General features: G+C 63.8%; 15 protein-coding genes. 6 read left to right on the forward strand and 9 right to left on the reverse strand.

Translation table 11 applies throughout. The features are described from left to right. Positions 1-4: 4 nt before the first annotated feature. Positions 5-532: a DUF732 domain-containing protein gene (locus A5745_RS13590; RefSeq protein WP_371336938.1), complete on the reverse strand. Its 528-nt coding sequence runs from the start codon at positions 530-532 to the stop codon at positions 5-7. On the opposite strand from A5745_RS13590, the gene A5745_RS24385 reads away from it, so the two are divergent. After that, positions 441-1,949, forward strand: a complete 1,509-nt coding sequence (locus A5745_RS24385) for a hypothetical protein (protein WP_175879820.1) — start codon at positions 441-443, stop codon at positions 1,947-1,949. The genes A5745_RS13590 and A5745_RS24385 overlap by 92 nt on opposite strands. 29 nt (positions 1,950-1,978) lie before the next feature. On the opposite strand, the gene A5745_RS13600 is transcribed toward A5745_RS24385, so the two are convergent. Then, positions 1,979-2,539, reverse strand: coding sequence for a TetR/AcrR family transcriptional regulator (locus A5745_RS13600; protein WP_076116580.1), 561 nt, complete (start codon positions 2,537-2,539; stop codon positions 1,979-1,981). 108 nt (positions 2,540-2,647) lie between these two features. On the opposite strand from A5745_RS13600, the gene A5745_RS13605 reads away from it, so the two are divergent. From A5745_RS13605 to A5745_RS13615, 3 genes are all read left to right on the forward strand, one after another. Then, complete coding sequence (locus A5745_RS13605) at positions 2,648-3,493, forward strand: oxidoreductase (RefSeq protein ID WP_076116583.1); 846 nt, start codon at positions 2,648-2,650, stop codon at positions 3,491-3,493. A 35-nt stretch (positions 3,494-3,528) separates the two neighbouring features. After that, positions 3,529-3,957, forward strand: a complete 429-nt coding sequence (locus A5745_RS13610; RefSeq protein ID WP_076116585.1) for a nitroreductase/quinone reductase family protein — start codon at positions 3,529-3,531, stop codon at positions 3,955-3,957. 71 nt (positions 3,958-4,028) lie between these two features. Continuing rightward, positions 4,029-4,664 (forward strand): TIGR03085 family metal-binding protein, encoded by a 636-nt coding sequence (locus A5745_RS13615; RefSeq protein WP_076116587.1) that lies wholly within the window; start codon positions 4,029-4,031, stop codon positions 4,662-4,664. Between the two features lie 9 nt (positions 4,665-4,673). Here A5745_RS13615 and A5745_RS24390 read toward each other — a convergent pair whose 3' ends face one another. The 4 genes from A5745_RS24390 to A5745_RS13630 form a co-directional block, all read right to left on the reverse strand. Next, positions 4,674-5,102, reverse strand: coding sequence for a hypothetical protein (locus A5745_RS24390; protein ID WP_139329592.1), 429 nt, complete (start codon positions 5,100-5,102; stop codon positions 4,674-4,676). A gap of 113 nt (positions 5,103-5,215) precedes the next feature. After that, positions 5,216-5,782 (reverse strand): dihydrofolate reductase family protein, encoded by a 567-nt coding sequence (locus A5745_RS13620; RefSeq protein WP_076116657.1) that lies wholly within the window; start codon positions 5,780-5,782, stop codon positions 5,216-5,218. A 56-nt stretch (positions 5,783-5,838) separates the two neighbouring features. Then, positions 5,839-6,519: a TetR/AcrR family transcriptional regulator gene (locus tag A5745_RS13625; protein WP_076116589.1), complete on the reverse strand. Its 681-nt coding sequence runs from the start codon at positions 6,517-6,519 to the stop codon at positions 5,839-5,841. Further along, on the reverse strand, positions 6,512-7,765 hold the full coding sequence (locus A5745_RS13630; RefSeq protein ID WP_076116591.1) for a cytochrome P450: 1,254 nt from the start codon (positions 7,763-7,765) through the stop codon (positions 6,512-6,514). Before A5745_RS13630 ends, A5745_RS13625 begins: the two co-directional genes overlap by 8 nt. Positions 7,766-8,162: 397 nt before the next feature. On the opposite strand from A5745_RS13630, the gene A5745_RS13635 reads away from it, so the two are divergent. Continuing rightward, on the forward strand, positions 8,163-10,340 hold the full coding sequence (locus A5745_RS13635; RefSeq protein WP_076116593.1) for a glutamine synthetase III: 2,178 nt from the start codon (positions 8,163-8,165) through the stop codon (positions 10,338-10,340). A gap of 28 nt (positions 10,341-10,368) precedes the next feature. On the opposite strand, the gene glnA is transcribed toward A5745_RS13635, so the two are convergent. Next, on the reverse strand, positions 10,369-11,805 hold the full coding sequence (gene glnA / locus A5745_RS13640; protein ID WP_076116596.1) for a type I glutamate--ammonia ligase: 1,437 nt from the start codon (positions 11,803-11,805) through the stop codon (positions 10,369-10,371). A 436-nt stretch (positions 11,806-12,241) separates the two neighbouring features. Between glnA and A5745_RS13645 the strand changes: the two genes are divergently transcribed. Continuing rightward, positions 12,242-14,002: an NAD-binding protein gene (locus tag A5745_RS13645; RefSeq protein WP_076116598.1), complete on the forward strand. Its 1,761-nt coding sequence runs from the start codon at positions 12,242-12,244 to the stop codon at positions 14,000-14,002. A 35-nt stretch (positions 14,003-14,037) separates the two neighbouring features. Here the strand turns inward: A5745_RS13645 and A5745_RS13650 are convergent, their stop codons facing one another. Continuing rightward, positions 14,038-15,135, reverse strand: coding sequence for a cytochrome P450 (locus A5745_RS13650; protein ID WP_139329593.1), 1,098 nt, complete (start codon positions 15,133-15,135; stop codon positions 14,038-14,040). 261 nt (positions 15,136-15,396) lie between these two features. Then, positions 15,397-16,599, reverse strand: a complete 1,203-nt coding sequence (gene cax, locus A5745_RS13655; protein ID WP_254848570.1) for a calcium/proton exchanger — start codon at positions 16,597-16,599, stop codon at positions 15,397-15,399.

A 16,599-nucleotide genomic window follows, 5' to 3' on the forward strand; every position in this document is an offset into this window, starting at 1 on the left:
GTGGCTAGGGCGTTAGGGTGCTCCGAGGGACGCTGCTCGGAGCGCTGCTAGGCTCACCGCTCGGCGCGCTGCCAGCCGCACTCACGGGGGCACTGCTGGGCGCACTCACGGGGGCACTGCTGGGCGCACTCACGGGGGCACTGCTCGGGGCAGTGCTGGGCACACTGCTCGGGGCGCTGGCAGGGACATCAGTGGTCGAGATCGCGCCCGGGCAGTACGCGTTGGCGGCGATCGCCGCGAACTTGGTGGCTTTGTCGGGGTTTAGCGCGGCGTTCTTGGTTGCGAGCGTCTTGACGACAGAAGACACATCCGTGCCCCCGTTTACCTTGTCGCACACCCATTTGCCCGCACCTACCGCCGCATCCGGGTCGGAATAGCTGATTCCCGCCGCCTTCAGTGAGGCGATGAATGCGTCGTCGGTGCTATCAGCGTGCGCGGGGATGGCCATGCCGATGATGGCGGCAAAGCTCGTCAGGGTCAGCAGTAATTTCATGGCTGTACTGATCGTCGCAGATGGGAGGTCAGACCGCATCTCGTGTGCCTATCCCGTCAGTCTCGGCGAGCTGCTCAACGCCGTACAACAGGCGCCCACCGATGTGCCGTCGTATTATCCGCGCATGGTGCAAGACGCCAGGCCGCCCGGCGACCAGCGCGATTTCTTCCTGCAGCCCGGCGGGTCGGCGCCCGAGGGACGAAACAGCGCGGCAGCGTACTCGGCGACCGCGAATTCGGGGTGGGGAGCTCTGGGGCGCAGGCGCCGCCGGATCGTGGTCGACACGGCAGCGGTGGCCGCCTTCGCCGTCATGCTCGGCGTCCTCGTCTACAACATCGGCGCCCCCGACCAGAAGACCTCCGCGCCCGCGACCGGCACCCCTGCACCAGCGGCTGCCCCAGCCACTGCGGGTCCCGTACTCGACGGGACCTATCGCGTGGACTACGACCTTGCAAAGCAAACGCAGAACGGTGCGCAAACCCAGCCCGGTTGGGCCTTTCTGTCAACTTCTGCGTGGGCCTTTCGTTCGATGTGCACACCCACGGGATGCGTAGCCACCGGGGCGCAGTCAGACGACAACAACCATCAAGGGGCGCGCACGCCGGCATCTCCGCACGTTCTCCATTTCGTCGACGGTCACTGGCAAGCCGCGCCTGTTCAAGGCCAAATCCAGCAACCGCGGTGCCTCGGAGCAAACGAAAAAGTCGTAGCAGGTGCAGAAACCGAAGCGCTTACGTGGTCATTCGATCCACAGCCCGACGGCACGCTCCGAGGCGTTGCGTCCGAAACCGTCCTCACCAATGAATGCGCGGGCCAAGGAACGTTGGTCCAGACACCGTTTGTGTTGACACGCACAGGCGATGTGCCCCCGGGCGTCGCTGTGGCCGACCCAGCGACAGTCACCGGGGCCCCGGCGACCAGCCCCCCCGCCCCGGCCGCTGCTGGTCCGGCGTTCGACGGGACTTATCGCGTGGACTACGACTGGTCAAAGCAAACGGCCAACGACCACCCAACAACCGGCGATCCCACCACCGCCCAGACCACTAACTGGTGGGCGTTCCGTTCGTTGTGCACAGCCGCGGGATGCGTGGCCACAGGATCCCGGCTTGACGACACCAACCACAACGAGGCCAAAGGTGTTGCACACGTACTCCACTTCGCCGACGGTCACTGGCAGGACACGCCCTATCTTCATCCACCAGTACAGTGCCGCGGAGCAACCAGCACAGCCGCTGACACCTCGACACTGAGTTGGTCATTGGACCCACAGCCCGACGGCACGCTCCGCGGCGTTGCGACCGAAACCGTCCTCACCAATGAATGCGGCAATCAGGGAACGGTGTACCGAACACCCGTCGTCGCGACCCGGACGGGCGATGTGCCGCCCAGCGTCACCGTGGCCGACCCAACGATGTTTGAGGCCCCGCCTTCACCGGCCACTAACGGCCCTCACTAAGAAGCGCCGTTCACTGGACCCTCTCGACATCAGCGGATGTGGTGCGCGATCAACTGGTCGAGCATCTGCACGGTCCGGTCCAAGGGCTCGGTGGATCGCGCGGCCAGGCAGAGGATGACCGCACCCTCGACGGCAGCCACCACGGTGGTGGCCAGAGATTCCGCCGCGTCGATCTCGGCTCCCTCGGCCCTCAGGTGTCCGGCAATCATCGTCTGCCACTCGGCAAATACCTCACCGGCGGCATCTGCGGCCGAGGGCGACTCCGTGCGTCCGAGCGCGGCGGCAACGATCGGGCATCCGGCGGTGTAATCGCTGGAACGCAACGTCTCCTTCCACGACTCGACGAACGCGGCCAACGATTCGCGTCGATCGCCGTCCTGCGCAGTGCCCGTCAGCGTCGAATCGATGAGTCGGCCCGCGGTCCGGGTTGCCTCGGTTATGAGTTCCGACTTCCCGCCCGGGAAGTTCACGTAGACCGACCGGCGCGCCGTGCCGCTGTGTTCGAGCAGCGCAGCCAGGCCGGTACCGGCGACTCCGTTACGGCGCAGCAGTTCGATGGCGCTGCCGATCAGACGCTCGCGCGCGGTCATCGTCTCACCCTTCCCGGGCCCTCGGTTAAGCCCGCCGGTTGCAGTATACCGATTGGTCTACTAACGTCAGATAGACCAACCGGTCTAACACATGGAGAGGTCGCCCCGATGACATCCACACCGCCCGTCGCGCTGATCACCGGAGTGTCCTCAGGTATCGGCGCCGCCATTGCAAAGAAACTGGTGAACGAGGGATTCCGGGTGTTCGGCACCTCGCGCGCACCGCAGCGCCTCGCTCCGATCCCCGGCGTCGAGACCTTGGCGCTGGACGTCACCGACGAGACAGCAGTCCACGCGGCGGTGTCGGAGGTCATTGACCGCGCCGGACACATCGACGTCCTAGTCAACAACGCCGGGTTGGGAATCGTGGGCGCCGCCGAGGAGAGTTCGATCGCGCAAGCCCGTTCGTTGTTCGAGACCAACTTCTTCGGCGTCATCCGCCTCACCAACGAGGTGCTCCCGCACATGCGCCGTCGCGGCAATGGGCGCATCATCAACATCAGCTCCGTGCTCGGCTACCTTCCCGCGCCGTACGCGGCCCTGTACTCGGCGTCGAAGCATGCCCTGGAGGGCTACACCGAATCGTTGGACCACGAACTTCGCGAGTACGGCGTGCGCGCGCTGCTGGTCGAACCCGGTTACACCCGAACTGCTTTCGAGGCGAACATGTGGGACGCCGACACGCCGCAGGCCACCTACGCCGACAATCGCGCAACCGCCCGCGCGATGGTCGCCGAGAAAATTCGCAGCGCCGAGATGCCCGACGTTGTCGCTGACGCCACGTACGCCGCGGCCACCGACAAGCGGGTCAGACTCCGCTACCCCGCGGGCCGCCAGGCGCGACAACTGACTCTGCTGAAGCGCATCGCGCCAGCCGCCCTGCTGGACAACGGCATCCGCAAGCAAAGCGGCCTGAGCAAGCCGCGATCGACGCCGGTACTGGCTAACGGTTGATACAGGCTCAACACATCTGAAAAGCGGAGATTGCCATGACGGATACGAACGGCGCCAAGACGCTACGAAAGTTCCGCAGGGAACGGGCTATCGGACGCTATTTTCTCAACCCAATAGTGAAAGGGTTGAGCAAGCTGGGAGTGCGAACCGCGCTGGCCACCGAACTGGAGACCATCGGGCGCAAGACTGGCCAGGTGCGCCGCGTCCCCGTGTCCGCTCAATTCGACGACAAAGGCGCGTGGGTTATTAGTCAGCACGGCACCCGCTCCGGGTGGGGCCGTAATATCGCTGGCAATCCGAATATCCGTGTGCGACAAGGGGATCAGTGGCGCACCGGTATCGCGACATTGAGGCCAGACGATGACGTCGTCGCGCGAGGTCGCAAGTTCGGGCGACTGGGAGCCACGGTGGTAAAGGCTCTGGAAACGACACCCGTGTCGGTGCGGATCGATTTCACCGACTGATGGGATGGGCCGGCGTGCGGAGGCACGTCCGAGTTGCGTAGACCCTTGCGTCGTGGGCTTATCGTGTGGGCATGTCGGTAGTTCAACGCGAACGTGTCGCCATGGTCGAAACCCTGCGCGCAGTGGGACCGGACGCCCCGACCCTATGCGAGGGCTGGACGACCCGCGACCTGGTCTCGCACCTCGTTGTGCGTGAACGCCGCCCCGACGCGTTGCCCGGCCTCGTGTTCGGGCCCTTGGCGTCCTACACCGCACGCATGCAGACCCGACTGGCGACGACGAGGACGTGGGAGGATCTGGTCGAACTGTTCGCTTCGGGTCCCCCGGCGCTCTCCCTGTTCAAGGTTCTCGACCCGGTGGCGAGCATCCACGAGATGTTCGTCCACCATGAGGACGTCCGCCGTGCGCAGAATGGCTGGGAACCAAGGGAACTCGATGCGCGCACCAGCGCGGCGGTGAAGCGGCGCGTCGCGATGATCAGCCGGGCCGGAATGTCGAAGTCAATGAACGCGGTGCGCGCGCGGCTGACGCTGCGCACCCCCGACGGTCAGACAGTCGTAGCGGTCGGCAGCGGTTCGCCGGTCACGGTGACGGGCGAACCGCTGGAGCTGCTGCTGTTCGCGTTCGGCCGCAACGCCGTCCGCGCCGACTTCGGCGGGGATGACGATAGCGTTGCCGCGGTGCGGGCCGCCAAGCGCGGCTTCTAGACATCTGCGTCAGGGCGCCTGCGTGAGTTGGATCTTGCGATCGTATTGATACCCCGCCGGGGCACCGCAGGCCGGCACGGTCAGGGTTATTTGGTCTATGCCTGCAAGGGTGTTCGGATCCCACACCATATGTGCGGAACTCGCATTGGGAACCACTGTGCCGTCGGGACAGTGGATGTCACCCGCGGCCTCTGGACTGATCCATTGTCCGTTGACCAATCGCGCCCGACCAATAGGGATTCCATTGCTAACTAATGAGGCGCATCCGTCACCGCACGGAGTGAAATCCCAATCGTTGGTTACCGGCCGACCATCTTTATACGTCTCAGTCATGATGTAGTGGCCGCTCATCGTCGTGTCCGCAGACGCGTTGCTAGCTGTACCGACCGCTGAACCGGCGAGCATGACGGCTGCGGCGATCCCCCGTGTGATCGTCATGATCCTGTTCCTCCCTGACGATCGATCGTTACGGGCAACTCTCCCCGACGATGTGGACGCTGTTGCGGACGCTTTCGATTCTGCTCCGGGCGCTCCGCGCTGTATATGTCCGGTCAGTCGTGTTTCGCCTCGTAGCGCAGCAGGACCGTGCCACCAGGGAAGGTGCGGTTCTCCAGCAGGCGCAGCGGGATCCAAGAGGGCAGGGTCGGGAAGAACGACGTGCCGCCGCCCACCGCGGTGGGCGCGACCACGATCCGGTATTCGTCCACCAGTCCGGCCTGCACGATCGGTGCGGCCAGCGTCGCGCCGGCCACCTCCAGCCTGCCGTCGGTTTCGGCTTTCAGCTTCGTCACCACTTCGACCGGGTCGCCGCGTTCCAGGCGGGAGTTCCAGTCGACGGACTCGAGGGTGCGCGAGAACACGACCTTGGGCATGTCGCGCCAGATGCGAGCGAACTCAACGATCAGAGGGGTGGCGTCCGGAGCCTGGTCGGCGGTCGGCCAGTACGCGGACATCAGTTCGTAGAGCCGCCGGCCGTAGAACGACAGGGCGGTCTCCCGCTCGAAGTCGTTCCAGTACTGGTGCAGTTCTTCGCTCGGATCGGCCCAGTCGATATTGCCTTGTGCGTCGGCGATGTACCCGTCCACCGACACGTTGAAGCCATAGATGAGTTTGCCCATGCTGATCAGACTGCACCAGAGGGCAAAACTCATCGCGACGCCCCGGTGCGGCGCCTTCACGGCGCGCCAGGCGTGCGCATCGCGGCGGCCTCGAACTGGTCCGATGATGCGTGTCGTTCGTGGATCGATAGCGACATAATCCGTGGATAGAGGATCGCCGGGCCGAGCCATCGAGACACGAAGCGGCGTAACGCGATTCCGTCGCGCGGCGCCGGCCCGGGGTCGGTCAGGAGAGACTGCACTGTACGTAGGGTCATTTCGGCGAGTTCATGGAGCGCGGCGCTGTCGAAGCCGTGGAGCCTCCAATCGACATCGAGGCGGTGCAGAACCGACAAGCAAAATGCGATCGCCGTGTCGGACGTCAGCGAGGTGACGGATTCGCCCTCATGTCGCCGGGTCAATAGGCTCTCCAGCTGCGGATCACCCGTGAGGTTCTCGATGCCGAACGAAACGCATTCGACGACCGCAGTGACCGGGTCGTTGAGGCCCCCGACGTGTTCTACGGCCTGGTCGATGAACCCGTTGACAGCGCGCATAGAGCTGGCGATAAGTAGCGCGTCAGCGTTGGGGAAATAGCGGTACACAGTTTGGCGAGTGACACCGAGCCTGCGGGCGACGTCGGCGAGGCGTAAGTCCGATCCGTGCTCGGCGACTTCTTCGTCTACCGCGGTCAGAATGCGCGAAATCGCCTCCTCGTCCGATGAGGGCGTCGAACCCGCCCAACCGCGACTACGCATCCGCCGTCACCAGCCTTTCGCTGGTGAATTCGATGGGAAGAGTTGTCGGACCGGTCATTCCCAGCAGGGACTTCCACGGGGCCGGACCGGCGCGATGGACAACGGGGAGCCGGCGGGTGAGGACTGTGAGTGCTTCCGCCAGTTCCCGGCGCGCGAGGTTGGCCCCCAGGCAGTAGTGCGCACCTCCACCGAACGTCAGAATGGCGGGTACGTCCTTGCGCCCGATATCGAAGCGGTCAGCATCGCGGTAGATCGCTGGATCTCGGTTGGCTGCAAAGGTGTTCGCGAGTACGAAGGTCCCCGCCGGGAACATATAGCCCCCAAACTCGACATCCTCGAGGGCGGCTCGCGGCACGATACTGCCCGCGGGTGAGTGGCGCATGCTCTCCTCCACCGCCTGCATCGCGAGTTCTGGATGGTCACGCAGCTTCGTCCATTGATCCGGATGCTCGCAGAGCACCTGCACCGACGCGGCTAGTTGGTTCCGCGTCGTATCCGTTCCCGCCATCAAGAAGCCGGCCACCAGCATGCGGAGTTCGTCGAGATTGAGACGATCGCCGTCGCTTTCGGCGCGGATGAGTTCGGAGAGCAGATCATCGGTCAGGCTATTTCGGCGGGCGGCGACCATGTCGTCGACATAGGCGTCGAGTTCACCCCATGCGCGCATGATCGCGGACTCATCGAAGGTGGCATCCGGCTGAAAGTTGAGGGCCTTGAAGATTTCCTCAGTCCAGTCCGCGAACAGTTGCCAATCCTCGCTAGGCGCACCGAGCAGCGCGCACATGATCGGGGTCGGGTAGGGACGCGCAATGTCGGTCACGACGTCGCACCGTCCGGCGTCCGCCACCTGATCGATCAGCCCGTTCACCACCTCGTGGATCGTTTCTTGCAGACGTGATGTCGCCCGGGGGGTGAACGCCTTGGAGACCAATTTGCGTAACCGGACATGTGGTGCGCCGTCCAGGCCCAGGAGGCTGTTCGCCATCTTGTCGTACAACGGACCTGACGTGATGCCCTGCGATGCCAGAGTGATACCGGGCGGCAGGCGGAATCTACTGTCGCGCAATATTGCCCGAGCCAAGTCATAGGAGAGAATTTCCGGGCCGAAGGGCCCAATGGCAATGGGCGCGCACGACTGCGCCTCTCGGACGTCCTCGAGGATGTCGTGTGGACTGGCGGTGAGGCTGTAATCGAACGTGGGTAGACCAGCGTCGAAGACGCTGGGGGCGGTGCTGTGCGCGTTCATCGATGTCTCAACTTCCGTTGACGCCCGGATAGGTGCTGGGCACGGACATATGTGTCCAAAGTGTATGACCACTCTCCCAAGACGGTCAAGAAAAGACACAGTATTCGCAGGTGAGCAAACTCGCTGCTTGCTGCGGTCATACGAGTTGCTAGATGGCGTCGTATCGCTGGGGCAGTAATCCAATGGAGCCAGCGTCCCGGACCGTCCAACGTTGTGCCGCAGATGAACCTGCCGGGGGTCACGGTTCATTACAGGAAAGTTCGCGATCAAGGTTCTAACCGTTCGGGTTTTACCATTGACGTCGCCGTAACAAATTTGTCATCGGACCTTCCTAGGGTGAGGCGGTCCATCGTCCGAACCGGAAAATCGCGGACCCCCCTCAGCGATAGGAACTCAATTGAGCGGAAACCCCGTCCGCCTGCAGGCGATCAACAACGTCGAGGCCTATATCCCTCCGGCCGTCAGCTTTGTCGCTGGTGAAGCCCCCGGCGAGGTCTTCGGCTCCAACGTCTTTACGAAGGCGGAGATGCAGGCACGGCTGCCGAAGTCGGTATACAAGTCCGTCGCGGCGACCATCGAGAAAGGCGCCAAGCTCGACCCCGCCGTCGCCGACGCGGTCGCGGTAGCCATGAAAGATTGGGCGCTGGAGAAAGGCGCCACCCACTACGCCCACGTCTTCTACCCGATGACCGGGCTGACCGCCGAGAAGCACGACAGTTTCCTGGAGCCCGTGTCCGACGGGCAGACGCTCGCCGAGTTCGCCGGCAAGACCCTCATCCAGGGTGAGCCCGATGCGTCCAGCTTCCCCTCGGGTGGCCTGCGAAGCACCTTCGAGGCGCGAGGCTATACCGGCTGGGACGTCACCAGCCCCGCCTACGTCCTGGAGAATCCGAACGGCAACACACTCTGCATCCCAACGGTTTTCGTCTCGATGACCGGTGAGGCACTGGACTACAAGACACCGCTGCTGCGCAGCCAGCAGGCGATGGGTGTGCATGCCGAGCGCATCTTGAAACTGTTCGGCCACAAGGACCTAAACAAAATCGTGTCGTTCTGCGGCCCCGAGCAGGAGTACTTCTTAATCGATCGGCACTTCTTCCTCGCGCGGCCCGACCTGATCAACGCCGGTCGCACCGTGTTCGGCGCCAAGCCGCCCAAAGGCCAGGAGTTCGACGACCACTACTTCGGCGCGGTGCCCGAGCGTGTCCTGGGCTTCATGATGGACACCGAGCGCGAGCTGTTCAAGCTCGGTATTCCCGCCAAGACTCGGCATAACGAGGTGGCCCCGGGCCAATTCGAGGTGGCCCCGATGTTCGAACGGGCCAACATCGCCTCCGACCATCAGCAGCTGCTGATGACGATTTTCAAGACGCTGGCCAAAAAGCACGGCATGGAGTGCCTGTTCCACGAGAAGCCGTTTGCCGGGGTGAACGGATCGGGCAAGCACGTCAACTTTTCGGTCGGCAACTCTGAGCTGGGCTCGCTGCTGGTGCCCGGTGACACCCCGCACGAGAATGCACAGTTTCTGGTGTTCTGCGCCGCGGTGATCCGTGCCGTGCACAAGTTCGCCGGGCTGCTGCGGGTATCGGTCGCGTCAGCCACCAACGACCACAGGCTGGGCGCCAACGAGGCACCGCCGGCGATCATCTCGATCTTCCTCGGCGAACAGCTCGCCGATGTGTTCGAGCAGATAGCCAAAGGAGCGGCGACGTCATCAAAGGGCAAGGGCACCATGATCATTGGTGTCGATACGCTGCCCCCGCTGCCGACCGACGCGGGCGACCGCAATCGCACGAGTCCGTTCGCCTTCACGGGCAACCGATTCGAGTTCCGGGCGCCCGGCTCAGGGCAGACGGTAGCCGTGCCGATGATTGTGCTCAACACGATCATGGCCGATTCGTTCGATTACCTCGCGACGACCCTCGAGCGGGCTGTGGAAAACGGCGAAGACTTCGACGTGGCAGTGCAAAAGCTGCTCACCGAGGTCATCACCGAACACGGCGCGGTGGTGTTCAACGGGGACGGGTATTCCGAGAACTGGCAGATCGAGGCGGCCGAGCGGGGACTGCCGAACCTCAAGACCACGCTGGACGCGATTCCGGAGCTGATCAAGCCGGCAGCGATCGAAGTCTTCGAGAAATATGGCGTCTTCACCGAGCGCGAGCTGCAGAGTCGCTACGAGGTGCGCCTGGAGCAGTACGCGCTAACCATCGCAGTCGAGGCGAAGCTGGCGCTGGAGATCGGAACGACAATCATCCTGCCGGCGGCGATTCGCTATCAAACGGAGCTCGCGCAGAACGTCGCGACTTTGAAGGCCGCCGGGGTGAATCCCAGCACGGCTGCGCTGGAAGCGGTTTCGGCTCCGCTTGCCGAGCTTTCCGGGGCGTTGGCGACGCTGAGGACGGCGCTGTCCGACCACTCGGCGGTGTCGGCCCTCGACGAGGCCAAGCACGCTCAGGAGCAGCTGCTGCCGGCGATGCAAGCGGTGCGCACCGCCGCCGACACGCTGGAAAGCGTTGTGGCCGACGATTTGTGGCCGCTACCCACCTACCAGGAGATGCTCTACATCCTCTAAGCCGTTAACACGTCAGGGGTTACGTTGGTCAGACGTCGTAGTAGAGCGCGAACTCGCCGGGGGTAGGCCGGAGATTGAGCGGCGCGATCTCGTAGTCGCGCTTCAAGCTGATCCACGTCTCGATAAGGTCGGGCGTGAATACGCCTCCCTCGGTGAGGTATTCGCTGTCTTCCTCCAGGCGATCGATCACCGCTGATAGCTGGGTAGGGGCCTGGACGATCTCCGCGGCCTCCTCCGGCGGCAGCTCGTATAGATCCTTGTCGACCGGCGGAGGCGGTTCGATCTTGTTTTTTATACCGTCCAGGCCGGCCATCAGCATGGCGGAGAACGCGAGGTACGGGTTGCCCGACGAGTCGGGGCAACGGAACTCCAGCCGCTTGGCCTTCGGGTTGTTGCCTGTGATCGGGATGCGCACGCACGCCGAGCGGTTGCGTTGGCTGTACACCAGGTTGATCGGTGCCTCGTAGCCGGGGACCAGACGCTTGTACGAGTTGACCGTGGGGTTGGTGAAGGCCAGCAACGAGGGTGCGTGGTAGAGCAAGCCGCCGATGTAGTGGCGTGCGGTGTCCGACAGGCCGGCGTACCCGGTCTCGTCGTACATCAGCGGGACGCCGTCCTTCCACAACGACTGGTGGCAGTGCATGCCGGAGCCGTTGTCGCCGAACAGCGGCTTGGGCATAAACGTCACGGTCTTGCCGGCCTGCCATGCGGTTTGCTTGACGATGTATTTGTACATCTGATGATCGTCAGCCGCGTGCAGCAATGTGTTGAATTTGTAGTTGATTTCGGCCTGGCCGCCGCTGCCCACCTCGTGGTGGCCCTTCTCCAAGACGAATCCAGCGTTGGTGAGGTTGGTTAGCATCTCGTCGCGCAGGTCGACGTAGTGGTCGACCGGGGCCACCGGGAAGTAGCCGCCCTTGGGTCGGACCTTGTAGCCGCGGTTGGGGCTGCCGTCGGACTCGGTCTCTTCTCCGGTGTTCCACCACCCCGAGGTCGCGTCCACCTTGTAGAACGAGCTGTTGATGTTCGAGTCGAACTTCACCGAGTCAAAGATGTAGAACTCGGCCTCCGGGCCGAAGTAGGCGGTGTCCGCGATGCCGGAACTGATCAGGTAATTCTCGGCCTTGCGGGCGACATTGCGTGGATCGCGTGAGTACAACTCGAGGGTGTACGGGTCGTGCACGAAGAAGTTCACGTTCAGCGTTTTGGCGGTTCGGAAGGGGTCGATCGTGGCGGTTTCCGGGTCCGGAAGCAGCAGCATGTCGGACTCGTGAATCGATTGGAATCCTCGGATCGAGGAGCCGTCGAACGCCAGACCCTCCTCGAATACGTTCTCGTCGAACGCGTAAATCGGAATTGTGAAGTGCTGCATGGTGCCTGGCAGGTCACAGAAGCGGACGTCGACGTACTCGACGTTCATGTCCTTAATGAGTTTGAAGATATCGTCGGGCGTCTGTTCGGGCACGGAACGCTCCCTTCCCTGGGTGTCCGCGGGCTGACGCCGAACCCCTCACTGACGACTCACGCGCGCCATGCCATCGCAGCACATGGGCAGTGTTGGCGCGCCGGTTTTTTGTACGCTTCATCTATTTCGTATGCGTGACGGGCCCGAGTCGAACCTGTTGCGCCTCCGTCTGCGTGACATCTGCGTTGAAGGCCGTTGGCGCCACTGAGTCGGCTCCGGTGGCGCGATCCGGCGCGGTGCCCGATAGTCATATGAACGAGGTACGACGAGGGAACGCAGGTGCCAGCAGTGGTCGGATCATTCATGCCGCACAACACAAACCCACGGTCGAATGATGAAGGCGATGTCAGCGCTTCCCGGGCTTGAACGAACGCCAGAGGTCGATCTCGCTAACAAGCTTGGGCGGCAACCCGGTTCTCCCCAACTACGCGAGATCATGCATCGCGAGGTCATCGTCAGCGGTGATGACGCGCTGTCCAAGACGATCGCCGAGGAACTCAGGGGCGCCGGGGCGCGGATAATCAAGATCAATACTGCCGCCGATTTGCTCGGCGCCGGGGTTAATCGCGCGCGCGCCGTCGTCTGCGCCGGTCCCAACGACGCGGTGAACCTCGAAATCGCGCTATTGGCAAGGCAATACAGCCCGAATGTCCGCGTGGTGGCGCGCCTGGCCAACGATGTACTGCGCGAGGCTGTGTCCGCCGTGAACGGCCCCGGCGCGATCTTGGACGTCGCCGAGCTCGCGACCCCCTCCCTCGTCGAGGCGGTTCTGTCGCGCAACGCGCACCAGTTCGACACGGCGGGTATCGAATTCGTTGTCTGGGGAGCCGAGGCGCCGTGCGACGGGACTCTGCGCGAGATCTACGGCGACCTGGCGCCCGTGGCGGTGGTGCACGGCAAGAACTCTCCCGCCCCCGGCGAAGTGGTGCCGTGCCCGGGACGCGATGAAAGGGTCTCTGCCGGCGATTGGACGTCGATGATCGGCGTCAAAGACGAACTACAGGCTCGCGGGATCACCCTGCCTCCGGCGTCCGCGCAACGCTCTCGCCACTCCCGGGTGCGACGCGCGATCGATGCCGCGCGCGCAATGCGCGACGACGTGAACCCCCTGCTTTTTCCTTCGTTGGCGTTCGCGCTGTTCCTCACGCTCGGCTCGACGGCCGTGGAGCACTTCGCCTACCGCAACCCGCGGATGTCGTGGATCGATGCCCTGTATTTCGCCTCCGAGACCATCACGACCGTGGGCTACGGCGAAGTCGGCTTCGGTCAGCAGCCAATCTTCCTGCGACTGTTCAATGTCGGGTTGATGTTCGGCGGCGCGATGGTTACGGCCATCCTTGTCGCGTTCCTCGCGGACCTGCTGCTGTCGCGCCGTTTCATGCAATTGGCCGGGCTCCGGAGAGCGCGCCATATGCGCGGCCACGTCGTCGTCGTCGGACTGGGTTCGGTCGGCATCCGCGTCGTGAGTGACCTGACCGCGGCCGGATGCGACGTCCTGGTCATCGAGAAGGACGAGAACAACCGGTTCCTGCCGACCGCGGCCGAACTCGACGTTCCGGTGATTTTCGGTGACCCGACGATGCGCCAGACGCTGGAATCGGCGCGTGTCGATCGCGCCCGCGGGGTGGCGGTCGTGACCCAGGACGACATGAAAAATATCGAGACCGGGATCGTATTGCTCGAGATCCTCGGATCGGACACCAAGACGCCGATCGTGATGCGCGTGCAAGGCCCCGCGCTGGGTGCTGCGATAAATCAGCGGTTCGGTTTCGAAAACGTGCGATCGATCGTCGACCTGGCGGCCCCGTGGTTCATCGGCGCCGCGATGGGTCTGCAGGTGCTGGGGACATTCTGGGTCGGGCAGCGCTCTTTCATGGTCGGCGCGATGCTCGTAGCGGAGGGCAGCGAGCTCGACGGACTGCGCATGCTGGAACTATCCACGCAAGCGCGCGTCATCGCGATCACTCGACCGGAAGGGCCGGTCAGCTTGCGACCCCGCCGCGACTCCCGACTGAAAGCCGGCGACACCGTGTACCTGATCGGTCCCTACCGGGAGTTGATCGCGACGCTGCGCAAGGGCCAGCCTCCGGCGCAGACCGCGATCACTGGTGAGCGCGCGGCGACACTGGCGGCGGCGCGCTCGCCGCACAGGCCAAAAACTCGCCCGCCAAAATGGGCGCGAGACACGGAGGTCTGAGTAACGCGCCAAAAATGGGCCAGTGGTAGTTACCGCTATGGTCGCCACGTGAGCGGCACGTGAGTAGGGAACCAACCCTCGAAAATTGCGCCCCGCGAAGGGTCGTACGGTTTGGGGTACCACGCTTTGGGGACATCGCCGCCGTCCCAGTCGAACGAGAAAAATGGGACTTTGGCAAGCCACACTTCAAAGAATGCGCCCAGCAGATCCCGGGCCAGGTGCGACGCCGGACACCGGTGCGGTCCTCCCCCAAAACTCCAATTACGTTGCGGACCATCCAGTTTAATGCTGTGACCTGACATCTCGTCGGTCTCATCACGGTGAACAAGTCCGACGCACAACTCGACAGGGGACCCGGCTGGGATCGTCGTTCCGCCGATTGTCACGCTGCGACTAGTGATTCGTGAAACGGTCTTCGCCCCGCCATCCAACCGCAACAGTTCCTCGATGAATCTACGTTGCCGGCCTGGATTTTCGCGTAGCTCCCGCTGAAGCATCGGCATCCGCGCCAGCACCGCCAGTCCGGCCCTAATAGCGAACGACGCGAAAATCAAACCGCGGCCCACCGACGCCATCAGTCCCAACACTTCTTTGTCGCTGAGCGGTTCGGTGGCGAGGCGGCTGATCACATCAGGGCCACCCTGCGGTGCTCGACGGGTCTCCCGCACCAGCTGCGTGTCGATCGCTTCGAGAGCGACGTCAGTCGGCAGCCCGCAGACCGTAACGAATGCTGCGCGCCAAACAACCTCAGCGACAGCCGCACCGTCGCAACGGTCTCGTGTCGTCGCTACGGCGCCGACGCATTTTTCGATGATCCCACGCACGGGCTTCAGCATTTCCCGCGAATTTTCCGGATTGAACAACAGTTCGACCATGATTTTCCGGTACGGGCCGAACGGCGGGTTGCCTTCCATCAGTTCGCCTTGGCGGCTGGCGAAGACTTCGCCATCACGTACGGCGGCGAGGACGTCGTCGCGCCGCCATAACACGTACGTGCCGTCAGGCTCCCGCAGCACTCTTTGACCGGCTCGCTCTGCGGCAGCCAGCCACTCCCGAAAACCCGCTGCAGCGTCCTCGTCCGACCGCATGACTTCCAGCGCAGCGTCAGCGGCCTCGTCGCCAGACCCGATCACCGCGCACCACCGACTTTCACGATCGGCGGTCGCTGCGAACCACGGATTAGCGGCGCCACCTGGAACTTCGATGCCGCGAGTCTATCCTCAGGATCGGCCACAGGCGCCGCCAGCTACACGGCCGACGACTAGCGGAGCCGTACGCTGTCGCGCCGCTGTCACGTGGCCGCACTCCCGGTGGATTTCGACCGTGCTGACGGAGGGCAAGCCTTGAGCGCGAACTCGCCAGGCGCGACGACGCATCTCAGACGGTTGAGGTACTCACCCCCACCAGAACGACGTGGCGATCGCCACGTAGAGCGCGATGAGCACCGTCCCCTCGAACCAGGTCGACTCGCCGTCGAAGGTCACCAGCACCGCAACGAGCGCCGACATGATCATCGACGCCAGCAACAGCGGTGAGAACACCAGATCGAAACCAGGCTGGCCGAGCCATGCCGCCGCCAGGCAGACGATCGGGGCGATGGTGAGCGCGATCTGGACGGGCGACTGGAGGATCACCTGGACCGCGTAGTCCATCTGGTTCTTGGCCGCCAGCTGAATGCCGACGAAATTCTCCACAGCATTGCCGGCGATCGCCACGATCACCAGACCGGCGAACACCTCGTTAATGCCCGCTGCATGCATCGCCGGCTCTAGGGCAGCGACGAACCATTCCGACACGAAGGCCGCACCGATCCCGGCGACGGCCAGCATGCCGATAGCCATCGCCAGCGGCCACTCCCCGTGTGCTGCCGCCACACTGGCGGCTTTGGCCGAATCGGGGCTGGCCACAATGGGAGACGACGCTCTGGACGTTTCATGACGAACTTGCCCCACCGGGTCGACAGCACGCTTTCCGAGCGTGGCCGGCAGCGAGAGTGCGAACAGCGCAAGCATGACGATGGAGACGACGACCGACACCGCCCGCTCGTGCGGTTGCGCCGGGGTGTGTGTTGCAGCGGTGAGCGAGGGGACAGCGAGGATGAATACCGCGAGGGTGAACATCAATCCGAGGGTGCGTCCGTCGTCGGCGGCGAAGCGCTGGCGGCCGTGTTTGATACCGCCGACCACGAAGGACAGCCCGAGCACCAGCAAGGCGTTGGAGAGAATCGAGCCGACGATGGTGGCCTTAACCACCCCATAAAGGCCTGCTTTGAGTGCGAACAGTATGACGAACAATTCGGGCAGGTTCCCCAACGCCGTCTGCAGTATCCCAGTCGCGTTGGGACCGAGCCGGTCTCCGAGCGCCTCCACCGAACGGCCGACCAAAGATGCCAGCGTGGCCAACGCAAGTGCGGACACGATGAACGCCAGCACTGCATTCACGTGGGCGAAGTGCAGAACTCCGGTCGCCACGGCCGCGATAACCGTGATGGTGATCATGATGCGGTCGCGCCGGGTCAGCAGCGGGAGCCGTTCAGTATGGGTGGTTGTCACGCGCCTCTCCTGCTCTGATCGCGCCGAAGTTTTCCAGAATCGCAC

This window comes from Mycobacterium sp. IS-2888 (assembly GCF_001954215.1).
In the GTDB taxonomy this organism is placed as follows: domain Bacteria; phylum Actinomycetota; class Actinomycetes; order Mycobacteriales; family Mycobacteriaceae; genus Mycobacterium.